This window comes from Arthrobacter gallicola (genome assembly GCF_014836775.1).
Taxonomy (GTDB): domain Bacteria; phylum Actinomycetota; class Actinomycetes; order Actinomycetales; family Micrococcaceae; genus Arthrobacter_B; species Arthrobacter_B gallicola.
The window spans coordinates 97,092-115,118 of the sequence record NZ_JACSQD010000005.1 but is presented as its reverse complement, the minus strand read 5'-3'; the positions used below and the strand labels follow the sequence as shown (position 1 = coordinate 115,118).

The window sequence follows — 18,027 nt, the reverse complement described above, 5'->3', positions numbered from 1 at the left end:
GGCCCGTTCCCACGCTAACCGTGGGAACGGGCCTTCCGCAGTGCTGCCGGCAGGCCTAGGCCAGCTCGAGTTCCAGTTCCCGGACGACGGCGCCGCGGGCGTTGGCAAAGCTGCGCTCCTCGCCGATCATCTTGAACCCGTAGCGTTCCAGGATGCGGATGGAGCTCACGTTGTCTGCGACTGCGCGTGCCCGGACCGGCCGCTCAGGGAACTCTTCGAGGAACAGGCCCACGGCCGCCGTCGTAATGCCCTGTCCCCAGCGGGAGCGGTCGATCCAGTAGCTGATCTCCGGGACGTTGCCCTCGCGGTAGGCCAGGATGGACCCCACTACGTCGCCGTCGGCCACGATGGTGCGGACGGTAATGGAAGGATCGCTGAGGATCTGCTGCCAGTGGAGGTCGAAGACGCCCCGGTCCGATGGATTTTTGGCGGCGAAGGCAGCCATATGGTTGGCGCCCGGGTCCAGCTGATGGTTGAAGAATTCATCCAGGTCGGCTGGAACAACGGCACGAAGCTCAATCACGGCAGGTCTTTCTGCTCGGGGTGTTTTACTCAGCGTACTAGGCATTCAGTGCCGCCCACGCCATTCGTTCCAGAAGGGCGCGCAGCCGCACCGTCTCCCGGGCGGTGGTTTTGCTGTTCAGGGTGTGGGAGGTGGAGTTAATCAGGCCGAACACCGCCTGGGCGCGGTGGCGCAGCAGCGGTAGTCCGGAGTCGGGGTGCAGGGCCGAAATGGCGTCCACCCACACCTCTACGTACTGGCGCTGCAGGGAGCGCACCGTGCGCTCATCCTCCTCCGGCAGGCTGGCGAGGTCCCGGTCCTGGACCCGGATGACGTTGGACTGGCGCAGGGCGAAGTCCACCTGGAATTCGATCAGGCCGGTCAGGGCTTCCTCGGCCGTGTTCGACTCGGCGACAACGGCCGTTCCGCCCTCGAGCAGGTCCTTGCTCACCCCGATCAGCAGTGCTGCCAGCACTGCCGGCTTGCCGCTGAAGTGCCGGTAAACCGCCGGCCCGCTGACCCCGGCGGCGGCACCGAGTTCCTCGATTGAGACACCGTTGTAGCCGCGCTCTGCGAACAGCGACGCAGCGGCGTCGAGCATGGCGGCACGGCGCGACGCCTTGGCCTCGCTGCGGCCTGTTGTGCTGCGCGGGGTGCTCTTGGTGACTTCCATGCCTGCCTTTCCGCGGTCCTGTATGGGCAACTCTTCCATTGTGGTGGACAGGTCAGTTAATAGCCACTAACCTGATTTGGGTTAGTGGTCATTAACCGGCGCCGGTACCGGCGCAGGTCCCACGCGGTGAAACCTGAGGAAGTCGATGGAGACCCTTGTTACCGGTGTGGATGCCGCCTCGGCGTCCTACGCAGCCAATGATGCGGCCCAGCGGGTCCTCGCCGGGGAACTGCGCAAACGCCTCGCCGAAACCGCCCAGGGCGGTCCCGTCCCGTCCCGCGAGCGTCACCTTCAGCGCGGGAAGCTGCTTCCCCGGGACCGGGTGGAGCAACTGCTCGACGACGGCAGCCCGTTCCTGGAGATCGCACCGCTGGCAGCCAACGGCATGTACGGGGACGAATGCCCGGGCGCTGGGCTGATCGCCGGAATCGGCCTGATCCACGGCAGACACGTGATGGTCCTGTCCAACGATGCGACGGTCAAGGGTGGCACGTACTACCCGATGACGGTGAAGAAGCACCTCCGGGCCCAGGAGATCGCCCTGGAGAACCGGCTGCCGTGTATTTACCTGGTGGATTCCGGCGGCGCCTTCCTGCCGCTGCAGGATGAGGTGTTCCCGGACCGGGAGCACTTCGGCCGGATTTTCTACAACCAGGCCCGGATGTCCGCTGCGAAGATCCCGCAGATTGCCGCCGTGCTGGGCTCCTGCACCGCCGGCGGAGCCTACGTGCCGGCGATGAGCGACGAGACGGTCATCGTCCGGAACCAGGGCACCATTTTCCTGGGCGGCCCGCCGCTGGTGAAGGCCGCGATCGGGGAAGTTGTCACCGCGGAGGAGCTCGGCGGCGGGGAACTGCATTCCCGGGTTTCCGGCGTCACCGACCACCTGGCCGAAAGCGACGCCCACGCCTTGGAAATCGTCCGGGACATCGCCGAGACCTTCCCGGCCCCGGAGCGGGCGTGGAACCCGGAGTCCGCGGTGGAACCCGCCGTCGACCCGACAGGCCTCTACGGCGCCGTGCCCGCTGACCTGCAGACTCCCTACGACGTGCGGGAGATCATTGCCCGCCTCACGGACGGGAGCGAATTCCACGAGTTCAAAAAGGAATACGGCACTACCCTGGTGACTGGCTTCGCCCGGCTGCACGGGCACCGGGTGGGAATCGTCGCCAACAACGGTGTCCTGTTCAGTGAATCCGCGCAGAAAGGCGCGCACTTCATCGAGCTCTGCGACCAGCGCGGCATCCCGCTGATCTTCCTGCAGAACATTTCCGGCTTTATGGTCGGCCGGGACTACGAGGCCGGGGGAATCGCCCGCCACGGCGCCAAGATGGTCACCGCCGTCGCTACCTGCCGGGTTCCCAAACTCACGGTGGTTGTCGGCGGGTCCTTCGGTGCGGGGAACTATTCGATGTGCGGGCGGGCCTATTCACCGCGGTTCCTGTGGATGTGGCCGGCCGCCCGGATCTCCGTGATGGGCGGAAACCAGGCCTCCGCCGTGCTGGCGACGGTGCGCCGGGACTCGGTGGAATCCCGGGGCGGAGAATGGAGCGCGGAGGAGGAGGAAGCCTTCCGCGAACCGATCCGGCAGGACTATGAGGCCCAGGGCAGCCCCTACTACTCCACGGCACGGCTCTGGGACGACGGGATCATCGACCCGCAGGACACCCGCACCGTCCTAGGCCTGGCCCTGGATGTCTGCGCCAATGCTCCGCTGCCCGCAACCTCCTTCGGCCTCTTCCGGATGTGACCCCATGACTTTCGAAACCGTACTGGTGGCCAACCGCGGCGAAATCGCCTGCCGCATTCTCCGCACGCTGAAGCGGCTGGGGCTGCGGACCGTTGCCGTCTACAGCGACGACGACGCCGATGCCCGGCACGTGCGCGAAGCTGACACAGCCATCCGGCTGGGTCCGGCCGATCCGCGGCGGAGCTACCTTGACGCCGGCGCCGTGCTGGCCGCCTGCCGGCTCTCCGGCGCGGAGGCCGTGCACCCGGGCTACGGCTTCCTGAGCGAAAACGCCGCTTTTGCCCGCCTGCTGCAGGAGAACGGCATCACCTTCATCGGACCAGGCGTGAAAGCACTGGAGCTGATGGGGGACAAGATCCGGTCCAAGAACCACGTCGCCGGCTACGGTGTCCCGGTGATCCCCGGGATTGCCGAACCCGGACTCACCGACGCGGACCTGACCGCGGCCGCCGGGCGGGTCGGCTATCCGCTGCTGATCAAACCTTCGGCCGGCGGCGGCGGGAAGGGCATGCAGGCGGTGAACACACCCGGCGGGCTCCCGGCTGCCCTGGCCTCCGCCCGCCGGATAGCAGCCTCGGCCTTCGGCGATGACACCCTCTTCCTGGAACGGCTGGTGCCCACCCCGCGCCACATCGAGGTGCAGGTCCTCGCGGACACCCACGGCAACGTGATCCATCTGGGCGAACGCGAGTGTTCGCTGCAGCGGCGGCACCAGAAGGTCATTGAGGAAGCACCGTCGGTCCTGCTCGATGAGGCCACCCGCGGCCGGATCGGAGCGGCCGCCTGCGAGGCTGCCCGCTCGGTGGAATACACCGGGGCTGGCACCGTGGAGTTCCTGGTCTCCGGAGAGACCCCGGATGAGTTCTTCTTTATGGAGATGAACACCCGGCTGCAGGTGGAACACCCGGTCACCGAAATGGTCACCGGTATCGACCTGGTCGAATGGCAGGTCCGCATCGCCGCCGGAGAGCAGCTCGGTTTGACCCAGGAGGATGTCCGGCTGACCGGCCACGCCGTGGAAGCCCGCGTGTATGCCGAAGACCCGGCCCAGGGATTCCTCCCCACCGCCGGGACGGTGCAGCTCCTGCACGAAGCTGCCGGGGACGGGGTGCGCACCGACTCCGGGCTGATCGAAGGCCAGCGGGTGTCCGCCAGCTACGACCCGATGCTGGCCAAGGTCATCGCCTGGGGGCCGGACCGGCGGCAGGCGCTGGCCCGGCTGGACGCGGCGCTCGCCGAAACGGTGATCCTGGGCATCGGCACCAACATCGAATACCTGCGGCTGCTGCTCGCCGATCCGGATGTCCAAGCGGGGAACCTGGACACCACGCTGATCGAGCGCCGGCTTCCGGACCTGCACTTCCAGGCACCGGACGACGTCGAACTGGCTGCCGCCGCCCTGTTCCGGCTCGCTGCGCTGCAGAACCACGGGCAGCCAGCCGGTTCTCCGTGGCAGCGGGCCGATGGCTGGCGCATCGGCGGAGCACGGCCGCTGACTGTCGCCGTGACCGCGGGCGGCACCCTGCACACGGTGGAGCTCACCGGCACCCCTGACGCAGCGGAAGTGCGCATCGACGGGACAGGGGCACGCGGCGCCGCCCTGCACGTGGACGGGAGCCGGGCACGGCTGGTGCTGGACGGCGTCGTCCATTCCCTCCGGTTCAGTGCCGCAGCGAACCCCGGCTCGGGCCCGCAGTCCGGGCCCGGTCAGGCGCTCTGGACCTCCAGGAACGGCTTTACCGCGGTCCTGGAGCTGCCGGACCGCAGGGAACGCCTGCGCGCGTCCCTGGCTTCGGCCGAACGGGCCGCAGGAGCCGCTGATCCCGTCCTGCGCTCGCCGATGCCCGGCACCGTTGTGAGCGTCGCCGTCGGGAACGGGGACACCGTTGAGGCAGGCCAGGCGCTGCTCAGCGTGGAAGCCATGAAGATGGAACATCAGCTCACCGCGCCTGTGGCCGGCACCGTGGCCATGACCCTGCGTCCCGGGGACCTGGTCAAAGCCGGGCAGGTACTGGCCACGGTTTCCCCCGCTGCTGCACCACCCCAGCCCCCAGCCCCGGTGGGCCTGGACCCGGCCGCGGAACCGCACACCTAACCGAAGGAGCAGGGCATGCCGGACTTTGAACTCAGTGAGGAACACCAGGCTCTATCGGACACGGTCCGGGAATTTGCCGACGAGGTGGTTGCCCCGGTTTCCGCCAGGCACGACGAGGAACACAGCTTCCCCTACAAGGTGGTGGCGCAGATGGGGGAGATGGGCCTGTTCGGCCTCCCGTTCCCCGAAGAATACGGCGGTATGGGCGGCGACTACTTTGCCCTGGCCCTGGCCCTGGAACAGCTGGCCCGGGTGGACCAGTCCGTGGCCATCACCCTGGAAGCCGGTGTCTCCCTCGGCGCCATGCCGATCTACCGCTTTGGCACCGAGGAGCAAAAGCAGCAGTGGCTGCCGGCGCTGGCTGAGGGCACCGCGCTCGCAGGCTTCGGACTCACCGAACGGGAGGCAGGCTCCGACGCCGGCGGCACCAAGACCACGGCCCGCCTCGAGGACGGGGAGTGGGTGATCAACGGCAGCAAGGAGTTCATCACCAACTCCGGCACGGACATCACCTCCCTGGTCACCGTCACCGCCGTCACCGGAACCTCCGAAGGGCCGGACGGAACCGTGCGCAAGCAGATCTCCACGATCATCGTCCCGTCCGGAACTCCCGGCTTCACGGTGGAGAAGGCGTACAACAAGGTGGGCTGGAACGCCTCGGACACGCATCCCCTCACCCTCGAGAATGTGCGGGTGCCGCAGGAGAACCTGCTGGGAGCCGAGGGCCGCGGATTCGCCAACTTCCTGCAGATCCTGGACGAGGGCCGGATCGCAATCGCGGCGCTGGCCACCGGTGCCGCACAGGGCTGCGTGGACGAGGCGCTGCGCTACGCGTCGGAACGCCACGCTTTCGGCGCACCCATCGGGAGCAATCAGTCGATCGCCTTCAAGATCGCGCGGATGCAGACCCGGGCCCACACTGCCCGGCTTGCCTACTACGACGCCGCGGCCCGGATGCTGGCCGGCAAACCGTTTAAGTCGCAGGCGGCCATGGCTAAGCTGGTCGCGGGAGAGGCTGCGATGGACAACGCACGGGATGCCACCCAGGTCTTTGGCGGCTACGGTTTCATCAACGAGTTCCCGGTGGCACGGCATTACCGCGACTCGAAGATCCTCGAGATCGGCGAAGGCACTTCCGAGGTTCAGTTGATGCTTATTGCCCGCGAGTTGGGGCTCTGAAGCGGAGAAGTTGGTCAACGGCGATTAACGAACGGACGGTTCCATGATTGACAAGACAGTGGCGACGCCGGCGGAGGCCGTAGCCGACATTCCCAGCGGCGTGTCCCTGGCCGTGGGGGGATTCGGGCTCTGCGGCATTCCCGCGGCCCTGATTGAGGCCCTGTACGACCAGGGCGCGGACCGGCTGGAAACGGTGTCCAACAACTGCGGCGTGGACGACTGGGGGCTCGGCCTGCTGCTGGCCGATCACCGGATCCGCCGCACGGTCAGCTCCTACGTGGGTGAGAACAAGGAATTCGCCCGGCAGTACCTGGCCGGCGAACTGGAGGTGGTCCTCACCCCGCAGGGGACCCTGGCCGAGAAACTGCGGGCCGGCGGTGCCGGGATTCCGGCGTTCTACACGAGCGCCGGCGTCGGGACCCAGGTCAGTGAAGGCGGACTGCCGCAGAAGTACGACGCCGAGGGCGGGGTAGCGCTGGCCTCGGAACCCAAGGAGGTCCGCGCCTTCCACGGCCGGGACTACGTGCTGGAAGAGTCCCTGACCCCGGACTTTGCCCTGGTACATGCCTGGAAGGGTGACCGGCACGGAAACCTGGTGTTCCATGCCTCTGCCATGAACTTCAACCCGCTCTGTGCGATGGCCGGCAAAGTCACGATCGCCGAGGTGGAGGAACTGGTCGAAGCAGGCGAGCTGGATCCCGGAGAGATCCACGTGCCGGGCATCTTCGTCCAGCGCGTGGTCCACACGGGACCGGGGGAGAAACGGGTCGAGAAGAAGACGGTTTCGGCACCCCGTACAGCAGACACTTCACGCGGCGCGGCCGGGAAAGGCCTGTAATGGCACTGACACGCAACGAACTCGCAGCCCGGGTGGCACAGGAACTTCGGAACGGGCAGTACGTGAACCTGGGCATCGGCATGCCCACGCTGATTCCCAACTACATCCCCGAGGGGGTGGAAGTGGTGCTGCATTCCGAAAACGGGATTCTTGGCGTCGGCCCGTATCCGGAGGAGTCCGCACTGGACCCGGACCTGATTAACGCCGGAAAGGAAACGGTGACCGTCAACCGGGGCGCGGCCTTCTTCGATTCCGCGGCGTCCTTCGGCATGATCCGCGGCGGGCACGTGGACGTCGCCGTGCTCGGCGCGATGGAGGTTGCTGCCAACGGGGACCTCGCCAACTGGATGGTCCCGGGAAAAATGGTCAAGGGGATGGGCGGGGCCATGGACCTGGTCTTTGGCGCCAAACGCGTGATCGTCATGATGGAGCACGTGGACCGCAGCGGCGCCCCGAAAATCGTCTCCGAATGCTCCCTGCCGCTGACCGGCCGGGGCTGCGTGGACCTGATCATCACCGACCTTGCCGTGCTTGAAGTGGGACCGGAGTCGCTGGTGCTGCTGGAAACCGCACCCGGAGTCACCGTGGAGGACGTGGTGGCCGCCACCGGGGCGCCCCTGGAAGTGGCTCTCGGTGTCTGAGCCGGCGCGGCAGGCAGGGGATCCCGGTCCGGCAGCCCAGCCCGAAGGGGAGGAGCGCGTGGTTCTCCAGCGCGGCCTCTGGTACGAGGAACTCGAAACCGGAACGGTGTACGCGCACCGGCCCGGCCGGACCCTCACCGAAGCGGACAACGTCCTGTTCAGCACCCTGACCATGAATTCCCAGCCCCTGCACCTGGACGCGGCCTACAGTGCCGGGCAGCCCTTCGGCCAGCGCCTGGTGAACTCGATGCTCACTCTCGCCGTGATGGTCGGCCAATCCGTGGGGCAGCTCACCCAGGGCACCCTCGTGGCCCAGCTGGGACTGACGGACGTCGTCTTTCCCCACCCGCTCTTCCACGGGGACACCCTGTACTCGCAGACCCGGGTGGCCGCCAAACGGATGTCCGGCTCCCGCCCGGGACAGGGGATTGTGACCCTGGAGCACACCGGGCACAACCAGGATGGAACGGTGGTGGCCACCTTTACCCGGACAGCGCTGATGTGGACGGAATCCGGCGGCCAACAATCCCGGAACACACGCTGAACCGGATCCACCGCTAACTTCCCTGGTGCAGGCACCGGTAAGTTGGAGAAGCCTTGGAAGTCGAAGCCGCGTAAGGAGCACCCCGAAATGACCACCTTCCCCATGGGACCCGCCCTGCTGTTCTGCCCTGCGGACCGGCCGGACCGGTTTGCCAAGGCCGCCGAGCGGGCCGATGCCGTGATCCTGGACCTGGAAGACGCCGTCGCGCCGGAGGACAAGGAAAAGGCCCGCGAAAACCTGGCCGCGTCCGACCTTGATCCGGAGCGCACCATCGTCCGTGTCAACCCGGTGCACAGCACCTCCTTCCGGGCCGATCTGGAAGCGCTCGCAGTCACCGGATACCGCCACGTGATGGCGGCCAAAGCCGAGGACCCCGGGGAAATTGCCCACGCTCTGCGTCACTACCAGGTCATTGCACTGCTGGAAACCGCGCTCGGCGTGATCCGCGCCCCGGAAATCGCCCAGGCCAAGAACGTTGCGGCACTGATGTGGGGTGCCGAAGACCTGCTGGCTTCCCTGGGCGGTGAATCCAGCCGGACTACGCAGGGCAGTTACCGCGGGGTCGCCGTCCACGCCCGTTCCACGGTGCTGCTGGCAGCGGGTGCTTACGGCAAGGGCGCCATCGACGCCATCTACGGGAACATCGCGGACACCGCCGGCTTGGAAGCGGAAGCGCGCGACGGCGCCGCATCGGGTTTCGCTGCGAAGGCCTGTATCCACCCGGGTCAGGTTGCCGCCGTCCGTGCCGCCTTCGCTCCCTCGGAGGAGGAGAAGGCGTATGCCCGCGACCTGCTTGCCGCGGCCCGGGGGCAGGGCGGGGTCTTCAGCTTCCGCGGCGAAATGATCGACGGCCCGCTCCTCCGCCAGGCAGAACAGACCCTGCGCCGGGCCGGCATCGTGAGCTAAGGCCCTTCAGCAGGGTTTCAAAACCGGGAATCTTCACTGTGTGACGTCCGTTACATACGTTATGCGCATAGTGATAGCTGGAGCCCACGGGCAGATTGCACGCGAACTCGGCCGCCTCCTGGTGGCCGCGGACAATGATGTAGCCGGCCTGATCCGCAACCCCGATCAGGCACCGGACCTGGAGATGGACTCAGTGGCCCCGGTGGTCCTGGATCTGGAGAACAGCACCACGGAGGACGTCACCCAGGTCCTCACCGGAGCGGACCTGGCCGTCTTTGCCGCCGGCGCCGGCCCGGGCAGCAGCGTGGCGCGCAAGGACAGCGTGGACCGCGCGGGAGCCGTCCTGTTCGCCGAGGCAGCGGAGCAGGCGGGGGTGGGGCGGCTGATCCAGATTTCCTCCATGGGAACGGACACAGTCCGCGGCGGGCAGCGTCCGGAGGGGCTCGCCGACGCCATGTACGCCTATCTGGTGGCAAAACTGGCAGCGGAGGAGGACCTTGAGGCACGTGCCGCCCTGGACTGGACCATCGTGCGGCCCGGAATGCTCACCAACGGCGACCCCGTGGGCCTGGTGGAGCTGGCGGTTGATGTCCCGCAGAACACCATTCCCCGGCGTGACGTGGCGGCGGTGCTGGCGGAGCTGATCAGCAGCAGGCGCGGCGGCGGGCAGGTGCTGGAGCTGGTGACCGGCACGGAGTCTATTCCCGATGCCGTTGCGTCACTGCCGGTTGCGTTGTAAGCCGCACCTCCAGGCGTAGTGCCGGACCGCGTGCGGGATACTTGGACCATGCAGAATTCCGATGCCTCCCTGTCCCGTGCAGAAACCTCCAGCGCCACTGCCCGCCGCAGCGGTGTTCCCGCGGCATCCCCGATCTGGGGTGCGGGCGACGGCGGACCCGAGACTGCGCCGCGCCGCGTGGTTCTGCTCGGATCCACCGGTTCGATCGGTACCCAGGCCATCGACGTCGCCGACGGCGCTCCGGACCGCTTCGACATCGTGGCTGTTGCCGCGGGAGGCGGCAACCTGGAGCTGCTGGCCCGGCAGGCAGTCCACACCCGGGCGGACGCCGTGGGGTGCGCCGCGGTTGACCTTCCCACCCTGAAGGCAGCGATTGCCCGGGCCGCGGCCGAGGCATCCGTTACTGGCTATGATCCTGAACTGTTCGTGGGCGCCGGTGCCGCCACCGCCGTCGCCGCCTGGCCCGAGGCCGACGTTGTGCTCAACGGCATGACCGGATCGATCGGCCTGGAGCCGACCCTCGCGGCACTGGCCGCCGGACACCTGCTGGCCCTGGCAAACAAGGAATCCCTGATCGTGGGCGGCGCACTGGTCAAGCAGGCTGCGCAGCCCGGCCAGCTGGTCCCGGTGGACTCCGAACACTCCGCCCTGGCCCAGGCACTGCGCTCCGGGACCCCGGAGGAGGTGGATCGGCTGGTGGTCACGGCCTCCGGCGGACCGTTCCGCGGCCGGGCGCGCAGCGAACTGGCGGACGTCACTCCCGAACAGGCGCTGGCCCACCCCACCTGGAAGATGGGCCGGATGGTCACCACCAACTCGGCGAGCATGGTCAACAAAGCCCTCGAGGTGATCGAGGCGCACCTGCTGTTCGATGTGCCGCTGGAGAAGATCGACGTTGTGGTCCACCCCCAGTCCGTGGTGCACTCCATGGTGCAGTTCATTGACGGCTCCACCATCGCCCAGGCCTCGCCCCCGGACATGCGGCTGCCCATCGCCCTGGGAATGGGCTGGCCGCACCGGGTTCCGGGCGCCGCAACGCCCTGTGACTGGACCAAGGCCGCGGAATGGACGTTTGAACCCCTTGACGAGGACGCCTTCCCGGCAGTGCAGCTGGCTAAGCAGGCAGCAGCCTCCGGCGGAACCGGGATGGCCGTCTACAACGCTGCCAACGAGGAAGCCGTGGATGCCTTCCACGACGGTCTCATCGGATTCACAGACATAGTTGATACCATCTCGGCCGTATTGTCAGAGCACACCGATTCCGGTCCGCTGACCCTGGAATCGGTGCTGGCGGCCGAAAAATGGGCACGCTCCGCCGCCCGCGCCCGTTGCGGCAGGTAAGCGAAGTCCGCTCTGATCCAAAGGAAGTCCGTTGAGCGTTTTACTCTTTATTCTGGGTGTGCTGTTCGTGGCCGCTGGCATTGCGGTCTCGATCGCGCTGCACGAGGTAGGCCACCTTGTCCCAGCGAAGGCCTTCAAGGTGCGCGTCACCCAGTACATGATCGGGTTCGGCCCCACGGTCTTCTCCCGGCGCCGCGGTGAGACGGAGTACGGTTTCAAGGCACTGCCGCTGGGCGGCTACGTTTCGATGGTTGGAATGTTCCCGCCCAACCAGGAGACGGCCGACGGCGGTGTCCGCCGCTCCAGTACAGGCATGTTCCAGCAGCTGGCCCTCGACGCCCGGCAGGCGGAAACCGACCGGCTCGAGCCCGGGGATGAGGACCGCGTTTTCTACAAGCTGCCGGTGTGGAAGCGGATCATCATCATGCTCGGCGGCCCGTTGATGAACCTGCTGATCGGCGTCGTCCTTTTTGCCGTCCTGCTGATGGGCTTCGGTACGGCCCAAAGCACCACCACCCTGGCCTCGGTCAGCGAATGCGTGGTCACCGGCAGCCAGGCAGCAGCGGGACAGGCGGAGTGCACGGACTCCGATCCGGCGGCTCCGGCACACGAAGCCGGGCTGCTGCCCGGCGACACGATTACGGGTTTCGACGCGAAGCCGGTCACAGGGTGGGCTGACCTGTCGGAGCAGATCCGCGAGGCGGCTGGCCGCAGCGTGACCGTGACCTATGAGCGCGGCGGTGTGGAGGCTGAAGCCACCATTACCCCGCTGCTCACCGAGCGTCCTGTGACCACCGACGACGGCACAGTGGTGCTGGATCAGAACGGCAATCCGGTCACGCAGGAAGTCGGCTTCATCGGCGTCGGCTCGCAGACCGCCCTGGTCCGTCAGCCCGCCAGCGAAGTCCTGCCCATGGTGGGGGAGAACCTGCAGGGGATTGCCGGCGTCGTTATCAATCTGCCCCAGCGGCTGGTGGATGTGGCGCAGGCCGCGTTCTCGACCGAGGAGCGCGACCCGAACGGTCCCATGAGCGTGGTGGGGGTGGGCCGGATCGCCGGCGAGATCTCCTCGATGGAGGAAGCTCCGGTCCAGAACCGGATCGCCACGCTAATCGGCCTGGTGGGCAGCGTGAACCTGGCGTTGTTCGTCTTCAACCTGATTCCGCTGCTGCCGCTCGACGGCGGTCATGTGGCCGGGGCGCTGTGGGAAGGCCTGCGGCGCCGGATCGCCAAGCTGTTCAAGCGGCCGGATCCCGGGCCCTTCGATATGGCCAAACTGCTGCCGGTGACCTACGCCGTAGCCGTGCTGCTGATGGGTATGAGCGCTCTGCTGATCTATGCCGACATCGTGAAGCCGGTCAGCCTGTTCTAACCGGTTTCAAATCAGCTTGAAGCCTATTAAGGTTGTAATTTAATTTGCAACTGAATATGGTTTCACTATGTTCGTGCTGACGATTGACCAGAAGGGCAGCCGCAAAACCGCGGACCGGGTGCCCGGGCTCCTCCGGGAGCTTCGCGGCCTGGACCTTGAGCTGCCGTTCGAACGGACGGTGGGGGATGAGGTGCAGGCCGCGGCCTCCTCTGCCGCGGTGGTGGTCCATACCGTCCTGCACGTCCTGCGCCTCGGGGGCTGGTCGGTTGGGATCGGTGCCGGAACCGTGGACCTGCCCCTGCCTGCCTCCTCCAGGGAAGCCGGGGGAGAGGCGTTCATTGCCGCGCGCACCGCCGTCGAACGCGCCAAGAAAACCGGAGACCGGCCGCCGCTTGCCGTTGCCGTGGCGGACCCGTCCCCGGGGGCCGGGGCAGCCGCGGCGGCCGCCGATGCCGAGGCGGTCCTGGTGCTGATCGCCCGGCTGGTCCGTGACCGCACGGAAGCCGAGTGGCGCATTCTGGAACACGTCGAACCCCTCAAATGGGGAGCGCAGACAGCGGCAGCACGTAAGCTCGGGATCAGTTCCCAGGCAGTCAGCAGCGCCGTCCAGCGCGCCGGCTGGAACGAGGAATGGGCGGCCCGGCCTGCGGCAGCGGCCCTGCTGGAGCGGGTGGAGCGGGTGCTGGCCGGGCAGGAGCACTAGGCCTGCGTTCCGGTCCGGTCTGCCGGATCCGGTGGTCCCGGCGGTGCTGGGGGAAAGAAGGGGAGAGCGGCTTATGGACGTTTTGTGGATTGTGCTCGGGCTCGCCGTAGCTGCCGTCGGCGGCTGGCCGGTGACCGCGGCCGTCCTCAAAGTGGCGCGCGCAGTGGAGGCCGCCCGTCCCGGCAGGGACCCCCGGTACGATCCCGCCGCCGATCAGGTGCACGAGCTGACCGGTGTTGTGGGGCAGCAGCAGCCTGCGGTGCCGCCCCTGCCCGCCCGGCCGCCGGCGCCGGCCCCGCCGGTGATCCTGCGCGGCGGGCTGGTCATCGGGTTCCTGGAGCGCCTGGCCGTCGCCACCGCCGTCCTGGCCGATGAACCCGTGGCGATCGCCTACGTGGTGGCCATCAAAGGGCTGGGCCGGTACGCCGAGCTCAAGGAAACCCCGGCAGCGGCCGAGAGGTTCATTATCGGCACCCTCACGTCCATGCTGTGGGCCGTGGGCGCCGCGGTGGCGGTACGGGCAGCGCTGCTGCAGGGCTGAAATACCTTAGGGTGGAAGCCATGAGTATCTTTGCCGTTGAATACGTGTACGACGCCGAATCAGCCGACCTGCGGGACCAGCACCGCCCCGCCCACCGCGAGTGGCTCGCCGCACTGGTTGAGGACGGCCGGGTCCTGGCCAGCGGACCGTTCAGCGATGGTGCCGGCGCCCTGCTCATCTTCACGGCCGAGGACGAAGAAGAGCTGAACAACCTGCTCAAGCAGGATCCCCTCGCCGTGGGCGGCGGAATCTCCGGACTGAAGACCACCGAGTGGAAGCCTGTCACCGGCGCTTTCGCGCATCTGGCCGCCTAAGCCCAGAGTGATATTCCGTCTCCGGGCAACGCACGGTGTGTGCCCGGGGTGGATAATAGGAACGGCGCGCTAACCCGCGCCGTTCACAGACCACATATTTGCCCCCGGGCACATGGAGGAAGTTTTGACCTCGGTCAACCTTGGAATGCCAGCAGCACCGCCGCCCGTCCTCGCTCCGAGGCGAAAGACCCGCCAGATCAAGGTGGGCTCCGTCGGCGTCGGGTCGGACTTCCCGATCAGCGTTCAGTCGATGACCACCACGCCGACCACCGACATCAACGCGACCCTGCAGCAGATCGCCGAGCTGACGGCGTCGGGCTGTGACATTGTCCGCGTGGCGTGCCCCAGCGCAGACGACGCCGCGGCGCTGCCGATCATCGCGAAGAAGTCGCAGATCCCGGTGATCGCCGACATTCACTTCCAGCCCAAGTATGTTTACGCTGCGATCGAGGCCGGCTGTGCCGCAGTGCGGGTAAACCCTGGAAACATCCGCAAGTTTGATGACCAGGTCAAGCAGATCGCCAACGAAGCCAAGGCCGCGGGCGTTTCCATCCGCATCGGCGTCAACGCCGGATCCCTGGATCCGCGCCTGATGGCGAAGTACGGCAAAGCCACGCCGGAAGCCCTGGTGGAATCCGCCGTGTGGGAAGCCTCTTTGTTCGAAGAGCATGATTTCCACGACTTCAAGATCTCCGTCAAGCACAATGACCCGGTGGTGATGGTCCGGGCCTACGAGCTTCTGGCCGAACGCGGCGACTGGCCCCTGCACCTGGGCGTCACCGAAGCCGGACCTGCCTTCCAGGGGACGATCAAGTCCGCCACCGCCTTCGGAGCGCTGCTCTCCAAGGGCATCGGCGACACCATCCGGGTTTCGCTCTCCGCTCCGCCGGTGGAGGAAATCAAGGTGGGCAACCAGATTCTGCAGTCACTGAATCTGCGCCCACGCAAGCTGGAGATTGTTTCCTGCCCCTCCTGCGGCCGCGCCCAGGTGGACGTCTACACGCTGGCCGAGCAGGTCACCGCCGGACTCGAAGGCATGGAGGTTCCGCTGCGCGTCGCCGTGATGGGCTGCGTCGTCAACGGCCCCGGCGAAGCACGGGAAGCCGATCTGGGTGTAGCCTCCGGTAACGGCAAAGGCCAGATTTTTGTCAAGGGGGAAGTCATTAAGACTGTTCCCGAAGACCAGATTGTGGAAACCCTTATCGAAGAAGCGATGAGGATCGCGGAAGATATGGGGGAGACCGATGGCGAGAATGCTGGCACGGGTGGCCCCATGGTTACAGTCGGCTAAGGCCGGCCCGGAAATCCGCAGCGGGCATGCATCGGGCACGCTGCGGATTCTGGGTGCCGCGGACACCGCCGCCTTAACGCAACTCGCGGCGTCGGATCCCGTGGCGAACACCTTCCTGCTCTCCCACCTGGAAATCACGGGCACGGCCGCACCAACAGCTGCCGGAGGCCAGATTCTGGGGGTTTTCGACGGCGAGAATCTGCTGGCTGCCTGCTGGGCCGGCGTTAACGTGGTGCCCACCGGCGTGAACGCGGATACCGGACCGGAGATCGGTGCGTATCTGGCCCGGACCGGGCGCAGGTTCTCCTCCCTGTTCGGTCCTGCCGAGGCTGTCCTCTCCCTGTGGTCCGAACTCCGGCACTCCTCGCCCCGTCCCTTCGACATCCGCAGCGATCAGCCGCTGCTGGAAATTACCGGACCTTCCGCCGTGCCTGCGGCCCCAGGCCTGCGCAGATCCCGTCCGGAGGACCTTGATCGCCTGCTGCCGGCCTGCACGGCCATGTTCGAGGAAGAAGTCGGTTACTCGCCGGTGTCCGGGGGGAGCAGGCACTACCGTCAGCGGGTGTTGTCTCTGATCAAAAACGGCCACTCGCTGGTTGAATTCGATGACGCCGGCCAGGTGATCTTCAAGGCCGAGCTGGGAACTGTCTCCTCCAGCGCCGTCCAAGTACAGGGTGTGTGGATGAACCCTGCCTACCGCGGCCGCGGCCTCTCCGCCGCCTACATGTCTGCCGTGGTGGACTTCGCCCAGAAACTGGCGCCCGTAACAAGCCTGTACGTGAACCACTACAACGCTCCGGCGCGGGCAACGTACGAGAGCGTGGGCTTCACCCAGGTTGGAACGTTCGCCACGATCCTCTTCTGATTTCCGCATGCTCCTTCTCACCTCCTAGGATGCTCAGTGTGCTTGTTTATGACAAGCGACACATCAGCATCAGCTGACCCGGCACTACCGGGGAAGAACACAACTGGGGGATGACCAATGAAGAAGTCCATGAAGGCCGGTGCACTTCTGGTGGCCGGCGTTTTTGCTCTCTCGGGCTGCGCGGGGGCGGACAGTGCAGACGTGGCGGACAGTGCCCCGGAGTCAGGGCGGCTCGAATCTGCCGCGGGCACGCCGGCACCCTCGCCCAGCCTGGCAGTTGGCCAGGACCAGTACACGGCGGATGAGCTGGAGGCCGCACTCACCGCCGTTCGCGACGCTGAGGGCACGACGGGGCAGATCATCAACGATGCGACTCTGCGTCCCGGGCTGGCACAGGTCGAAAGTACCCTCGAAGACCTCACGATCACACCCGAAGTGTGCAGTGACCTGGCCTCGGACAACATTGCCGAGAAGATTGACAGCGCTAATGTCGCCATCATGCAGTTCAACGCAACGGACACCCTGACGGTTTTCAGTTACGACGATGCGTCCTTCATCGACCGGCAGGTTGAAACCAATGCGCAGCAGATGGTGGACTGCACCGAGTTCCAGATGGAGGTCTCCGGTCAGATCATTTCCGCCGCCGCGGAAGAGGTCAGCGCCTCCACCGACGCCGTGACCACCCAGGCGTACCGGGTCACGGTGGCCGCGGCCGGGCAGGAGGCGACGACGGTCCAGGTCAGTGCCTTCTCCGGCACCACGAACATCACGGCCAGTATGACTAATCCGGCCGATGCGCAGGGCGCCCTCGCCACTGCCGAGGACCTCATCAACGCGCTGCTGGCGGAACTGAAGAAGTAGCCGCGGCGGTCTCAGCTTTTTCACTGCTGCCGGGCCTGGCCCGCGCAGTCGATTCAATGGGGGAAGAACTATGAACAAGTCCATAAAAACCGGTGCACTGCTCGTTGCCGGAGTCTTTGCACTCTCGGGATGCGGCAGCTCGAGTGAGGCCGCGGATTCCGGTTCGGGGGAGTCCTCGCCCACGGCTGCCCTGGCGGTTGGTCAGGACCAATACACCGCTGAAGAGCTCGAAGCGGCGCTCACCGCAGCCCAGCAAGCCATGGGATTCAGCGGGATTGTCGATAACGACGCCTCCGTGCGGGCCATGCTCGAAATGGCTGGTTTTTTGTCGGTCACGGCCACACCCGCGCAGTGCGCCACTCTGGGCTCGTCCCTGTTTGATAAGACCATCACCACGGGAAATTCGGCGGCCATGGAAATGGAAGGCACGGACGCACTGTTGCTGGTGAGCTACGAGGACGCCAGTGTTCCGGATGAGCGGGCCGAGATCGGTGAGCAGCTGGCCAGTGATTGTGCAGAATTCGAGCTGGAAAACAAAGGAATGACCATTTCCGGTGCGGTGGAAGCCCTTGAAGTCTCCACAGAAGCGCCGAACACACAGGCGTACCGGACCACGATCACCCAACCCGGAGGGAAAGCCGAAATCGTTCAGGTCCAGGCGTACTCCGGCACCGTGAGCCTGAGTGTCAGCATGTTCGATCCGGAAGATGCGGCGGCCGCCGTTGATGTTGCCGAGGAAACAATCAACGTCGCACTGGCCGAACTCGCGAAAAAGTAAGCCCTGACAGTCACGGGCGGGGCCGGACCTGCACCGGCAGGGCCGGCCCCGGTATCGTTGCCCGCCGGGCATTGGCGACGCCGGGTCAGGGAAT

Annotated in this window: 19 protein-coding genes; 17 read left to right on the top strand and 2 right to left on the bottom strand. The window is 66.6% G+C overall.

Annotation, left to right across the window (positions count from 1 at the left end):
* Positions 1-55: 55 nt before the first annotated feature.
* On the bottom strand, positions 56-523 hold the full coding sequence (locus tag H9639_RS11675) for a GNAT family N-acetyltransferase (protein WP_191808252.1): 468 nt from the start codon (positions 521-523) through the stop codon (positions 56-58).
* 37 nt (positions 524-560) lie between these two features.
* A complete protein-coding gene (locus H9639_RS11670) occupies positions 561-1,175 on the bottom strand; it encodes a TetR/AcrR family transcriptional regulator (protein ID WP_191808417.1) in 615 nt (204 codons plus the stop codon).
* 145 nt (positions 1,176-1,320) lie between these two features.
* Between H9639_RS11670 and H9639_RS11665 the strand changes: the two genes are divergently transcribed.
* The 17 genes from H9639_RS11665 (at position 1,321) to H9639_RS11585 (ending at position 17,933) form a co-directional block, all read left to right on the top strand.
* On the top strand, positions 1,321-2,925 hold the full coding sequence (locus H9639_RS11665) for a carboxyl transferase domain-containing protein (RefSeq protein WP_191808251.1): 1,605 nt from the start codon (positions 1,321-1,323) through the stop codon (positions 2,923-2,925).
* 4 nt (positions 2,926-2,929) lie between these two features.
* Entirely contained in the window at positions 2,930-5,020 is a 2,091-nt protein-coding gene (locus H9639_RS11660) for an acetyl/propionyl/methylcrotonyl-CoA carboxylase subunit alpha (protein ID WP_191808250.1), read from the top strand.
* A gap of 15 nt (positions 5,021-5,035) precedes the next feature.
* Entirely contained in the window at positions 5,036-6,199 is a 1,164-nt protein-coding gene (locus tag H9639_RS11655; protein WP_191745913.1) for an acyl-CoA dehydrogenase family protein, read from the top strand.
* Between the two features lie 43 nt (positions 6,200-6,242).
* Positions 6,243-7,037: a CoA transferase subunit A gene (locus tag H9639_RS11650; RefSeq protein WP_191808249.1), complete on the top strand. Its 795-nt coding sequence runs from the start codon at positions 6,243-6,245 to the stop codon at positions 7,035-7,037.
* Positions 7,037-7,678 (top strand): CoA transferase subunit B, encoded by a 642-nt coding sequence (locus tag H9639_RS11645; RefSeq protein ID WP_191808248.1) that lies wholly within the window; start codon positions 7,037-7,039, stop codon positions 7,676-7,678. The genes H9639_RS11650 and H9639_RS11645 overlap by 1 nt, the downstream gene beginning before the upstream one ends.
* Positions 7,671-8,222 (top strand): MaoC family dehydratase, encoded by a 552-nt coding sequence (locus tag H9639_RS11640; protein ID WP_191808247.1) that lies wholly within the window; start codon positions 7,671-7,673, stop codon positions 8,220-8,222. Before H9639_RS11645 ends, H9639_RS11640 begins: the two co-directional genes overlap by 8 nt.
* Before the next feature lie 87 nt (positions 8,223-8,309).
* On the top strand, positions 8,310-9,128 hold the full coding sequence (locus tag H9639_RS11635; protein WP_191808246.1) for an HpcH/HpaI aldolase/citrate lyase family protein: 819 nt from the start codon (positions 8,310-8,312) through the stop codon (positions 9,126-9,128).
* A gap of 40 nt (positions 9,129-9,168) precedes the next feature.
* Positions 9,169-9,867 carry an NAD(P)-binding oxidoreductase gene (locus H9639_RS11630; protein WP_318242067.1) on the top strand — a complete coding sequence of 233 codons (699 nt, stop codon included), beginning with the start codon at positions 9,169-9,171 and terminating at the stop codon, positions 9,865-9,867.
* Positions 9,868-9,915: 48 nt separating this feature from the next.
* Positions 9,916-11,208 (top strand): 1-deoxy-D-xylulose-5-phosphate reductoisomerase, encoded by a 1,293-nt coding sequence (gene dxr / locus H9639_RS11625; RefSeq protein ID WP_191808245.1) that lies wholly within the window; start codon positions 9,916-9,918, stop codon positions 11,206-11,208.
* A gap of 31 nt (positions 11,209-11,239) precedes the next feature.
* Positions 11,240-12,580 carry a M50 family metallopeptidase gene (locus tag H9639_RS11620; protein ID WP_191808244.1) on the top strand — a complete coding sequence of 447 codons (1,341 nt, stop codon included), beginning with the start codon at positions 11,240-11,242 and terminating at the stop codon, positions 12,578-12,580.
* A gap of 67 nt (positions 12,581-12,647) precedes the next feature.
* Positions 12,648-13,283, top strand: coding sequence for a MarR family transcriptional regulator (locus H9639_RS11615; protein ID WP_191808243.1), 636 nt, complete (start codon positions 12,648-12,650; stop codon positions 13,281-13,283).
* A 73-nt stretch (positions 13,284-13,356) separates the two neighbouring features.
* Complete coding sequence (locus H9639_RS11610) at positions 13,357-13,824, top strand: hypothetical protein (RefSeq protein ID WP_191808242.1); 468 nt, start codon at positions 13,357-13,359, stop codon at positions 13,822-13,824.
* Positions 13,825-13,844: 20 nt separating this feature from the next.
* Positions 13,845-14,138 carry a YciI family protein gene (locus tag H9639_RS11605; protein ID WP_191808241.1) on the top strand — a complete coding sequence of 98 codons (294 nt, stop codon included), beginning with the start codon at positions 13,845-13,847 and terminating at the stop codon, positions 14,136-14,138.
* 124 nt (positions 14,139-14,262) lie between these two features.
* Complete coding sequence (gene ispG, locus H9639_RS11600; protein ID WP_191808240.1) at positions 14,263-15,429, top strand: flavodoxin-dependent (E)-4-hydroxy-3-methylbut-2-enyl-diphosphate synthase; 1,167 nt, start codon at positions 14,263-14,265, stop codon at positions 15,427-15,429.
* Positions 15,392-16,294 carry a GNAT family N-acetyltransferase gene (locus tag H9639_RS11595; RefSeq protein ID WP_191808415.1) on the top strand — a complete coding sequence of 301 codons (903 nt, stop codon included), beginning with the start codon at positions 15,392-15,394 and terminating at the stop codon, positions 16,292-16,294. Before ispG ends, H9639_RS11595 begins: the two co-directional genes overlap by 38 nt.
* A gap of 117 nt (positions 16,295-16,411) precedes the next feature.
* Entirely contained in the window at positions 16,412-17,155 is a 744-nt protein-coding gene (locus tag H9639_RS11590; RefSeq protein WP_191808239.1) for a hypothetical protein, read from the top strand.
* A gap of 70 nt (positions 17,156-17,225) precedes the next feature.
* A complete protein-coding gene (locus H9639_RS11585; protein ID WP_191808238.1) occupies positions 17,226-17,933 on the top strand; it encodes a hypothetical protein in 708 nt (235 codons plus the stop codon).
* The last annotated feature ends 94 nt before the right edge of the window (positions 17,934-18,027 follow it).

Excerpts from the sequence above, each read along its gene's own strand:
- H9639_RS11670 (WP_191808417.1), bottom strand. The coding sequence starts at position 1,175 with ATGGAAGTCACCAAGAGCACCCCGCGCAGCACAACAGGCCGCAGCGAG.
- H9639_RS11665 (WP_191808251.1), top strand. The coding sequence starts at position 1,321 with ATGGAGACCCTTGTTACCGGTGTGGATGCCGCCTCGGCGTCCTACGCA.
- H9639_RS11660 (WP_191808250.1), top strand. The coding sequence starts at position 2,930 with ATGACTTTCGAAACCGTACTGGTGGCCAACCGCGGCGAAATCGCCTGC.
- H9639_RS11655 (WP_191745913.1), top strand. The coding sequence starts at position 5,036 with ATGCCGGACTTTGAACTCAGTGAGGAACACCAGGCTCTATCGGACACG.
- H9639_RS11650 (WP_191808249.1), top strand. The coding sequence starts at position 6,243 with ATGATTGACAAGACAGTGGCGACGCCGGCGGAGGCCGTAGCCGACATT.
- H9639_RS11645 (WP_191808248.1), top strand. The coding sequence starts at position 7,037 with ATGGCACTGACACGCAACGAACTCGCAGCCCGGGTGGCACAGGAACTT.
- H9639_RS11635 (WP_191808246.1), top strand. The coding sequence starts at position 8,310 with ATGACCACCTTCCCCATGGGACCCGCCCTGCTGTTCTGCCCTGCGGAC.
- dxr (WP_191808245.1), top strand. The coding sequence starts at position 9,916 with ATGCAGAATTCCGATGCCTCCCTGTCCCGTGCAGAAACCTCCAGCGCC.
- H9639_RS11615 (WP_191808243.1), top strand. The coding sequence starts at position 12,648 with ATGTTCGTGCTGACGATTGACCAGAAGGGCAGCCGCAAAACCGCGGAC.
- H9639_RS11610 (WP_191808242.1), top strand. The coding sequence starts at position 13,357 with ATGGACGTTTTGTGGATTGTGCTCGGGCTCGCCGTAGCTGCCGTCGGC.
- H9639_RS11605 (WP_191808241.1), top strand. The coding sequence starts at position 13,845 with ATGAGTATCTTTGCCGTTGAATACGTGTACGACGCCGAATCAGCCGAC.
- H9639_RS11595 (WP_191808415.1), top strand. The coding sequence starts at position 15,392 with ATGCTGGCACGGGTGGCCCCATGGTTACAGTCGGCTAAGGCCGGCCCG.
- H9639_RS11590 (WP_191808239.1), top strand. The coding sequence starts at position 16,412 with ATGAAGAAGTCCATGAAGGCCGGTGCACTTCTGGTGGCCGGCGTTTTT.
- H9639_RS11585 (WP_191808238.1), top strand. The coding sequence starts at position 17,226 with ATGAACAAGTCCATAAAAACCGGTGCACTGCTCGTTGCCGGAGTCTTT.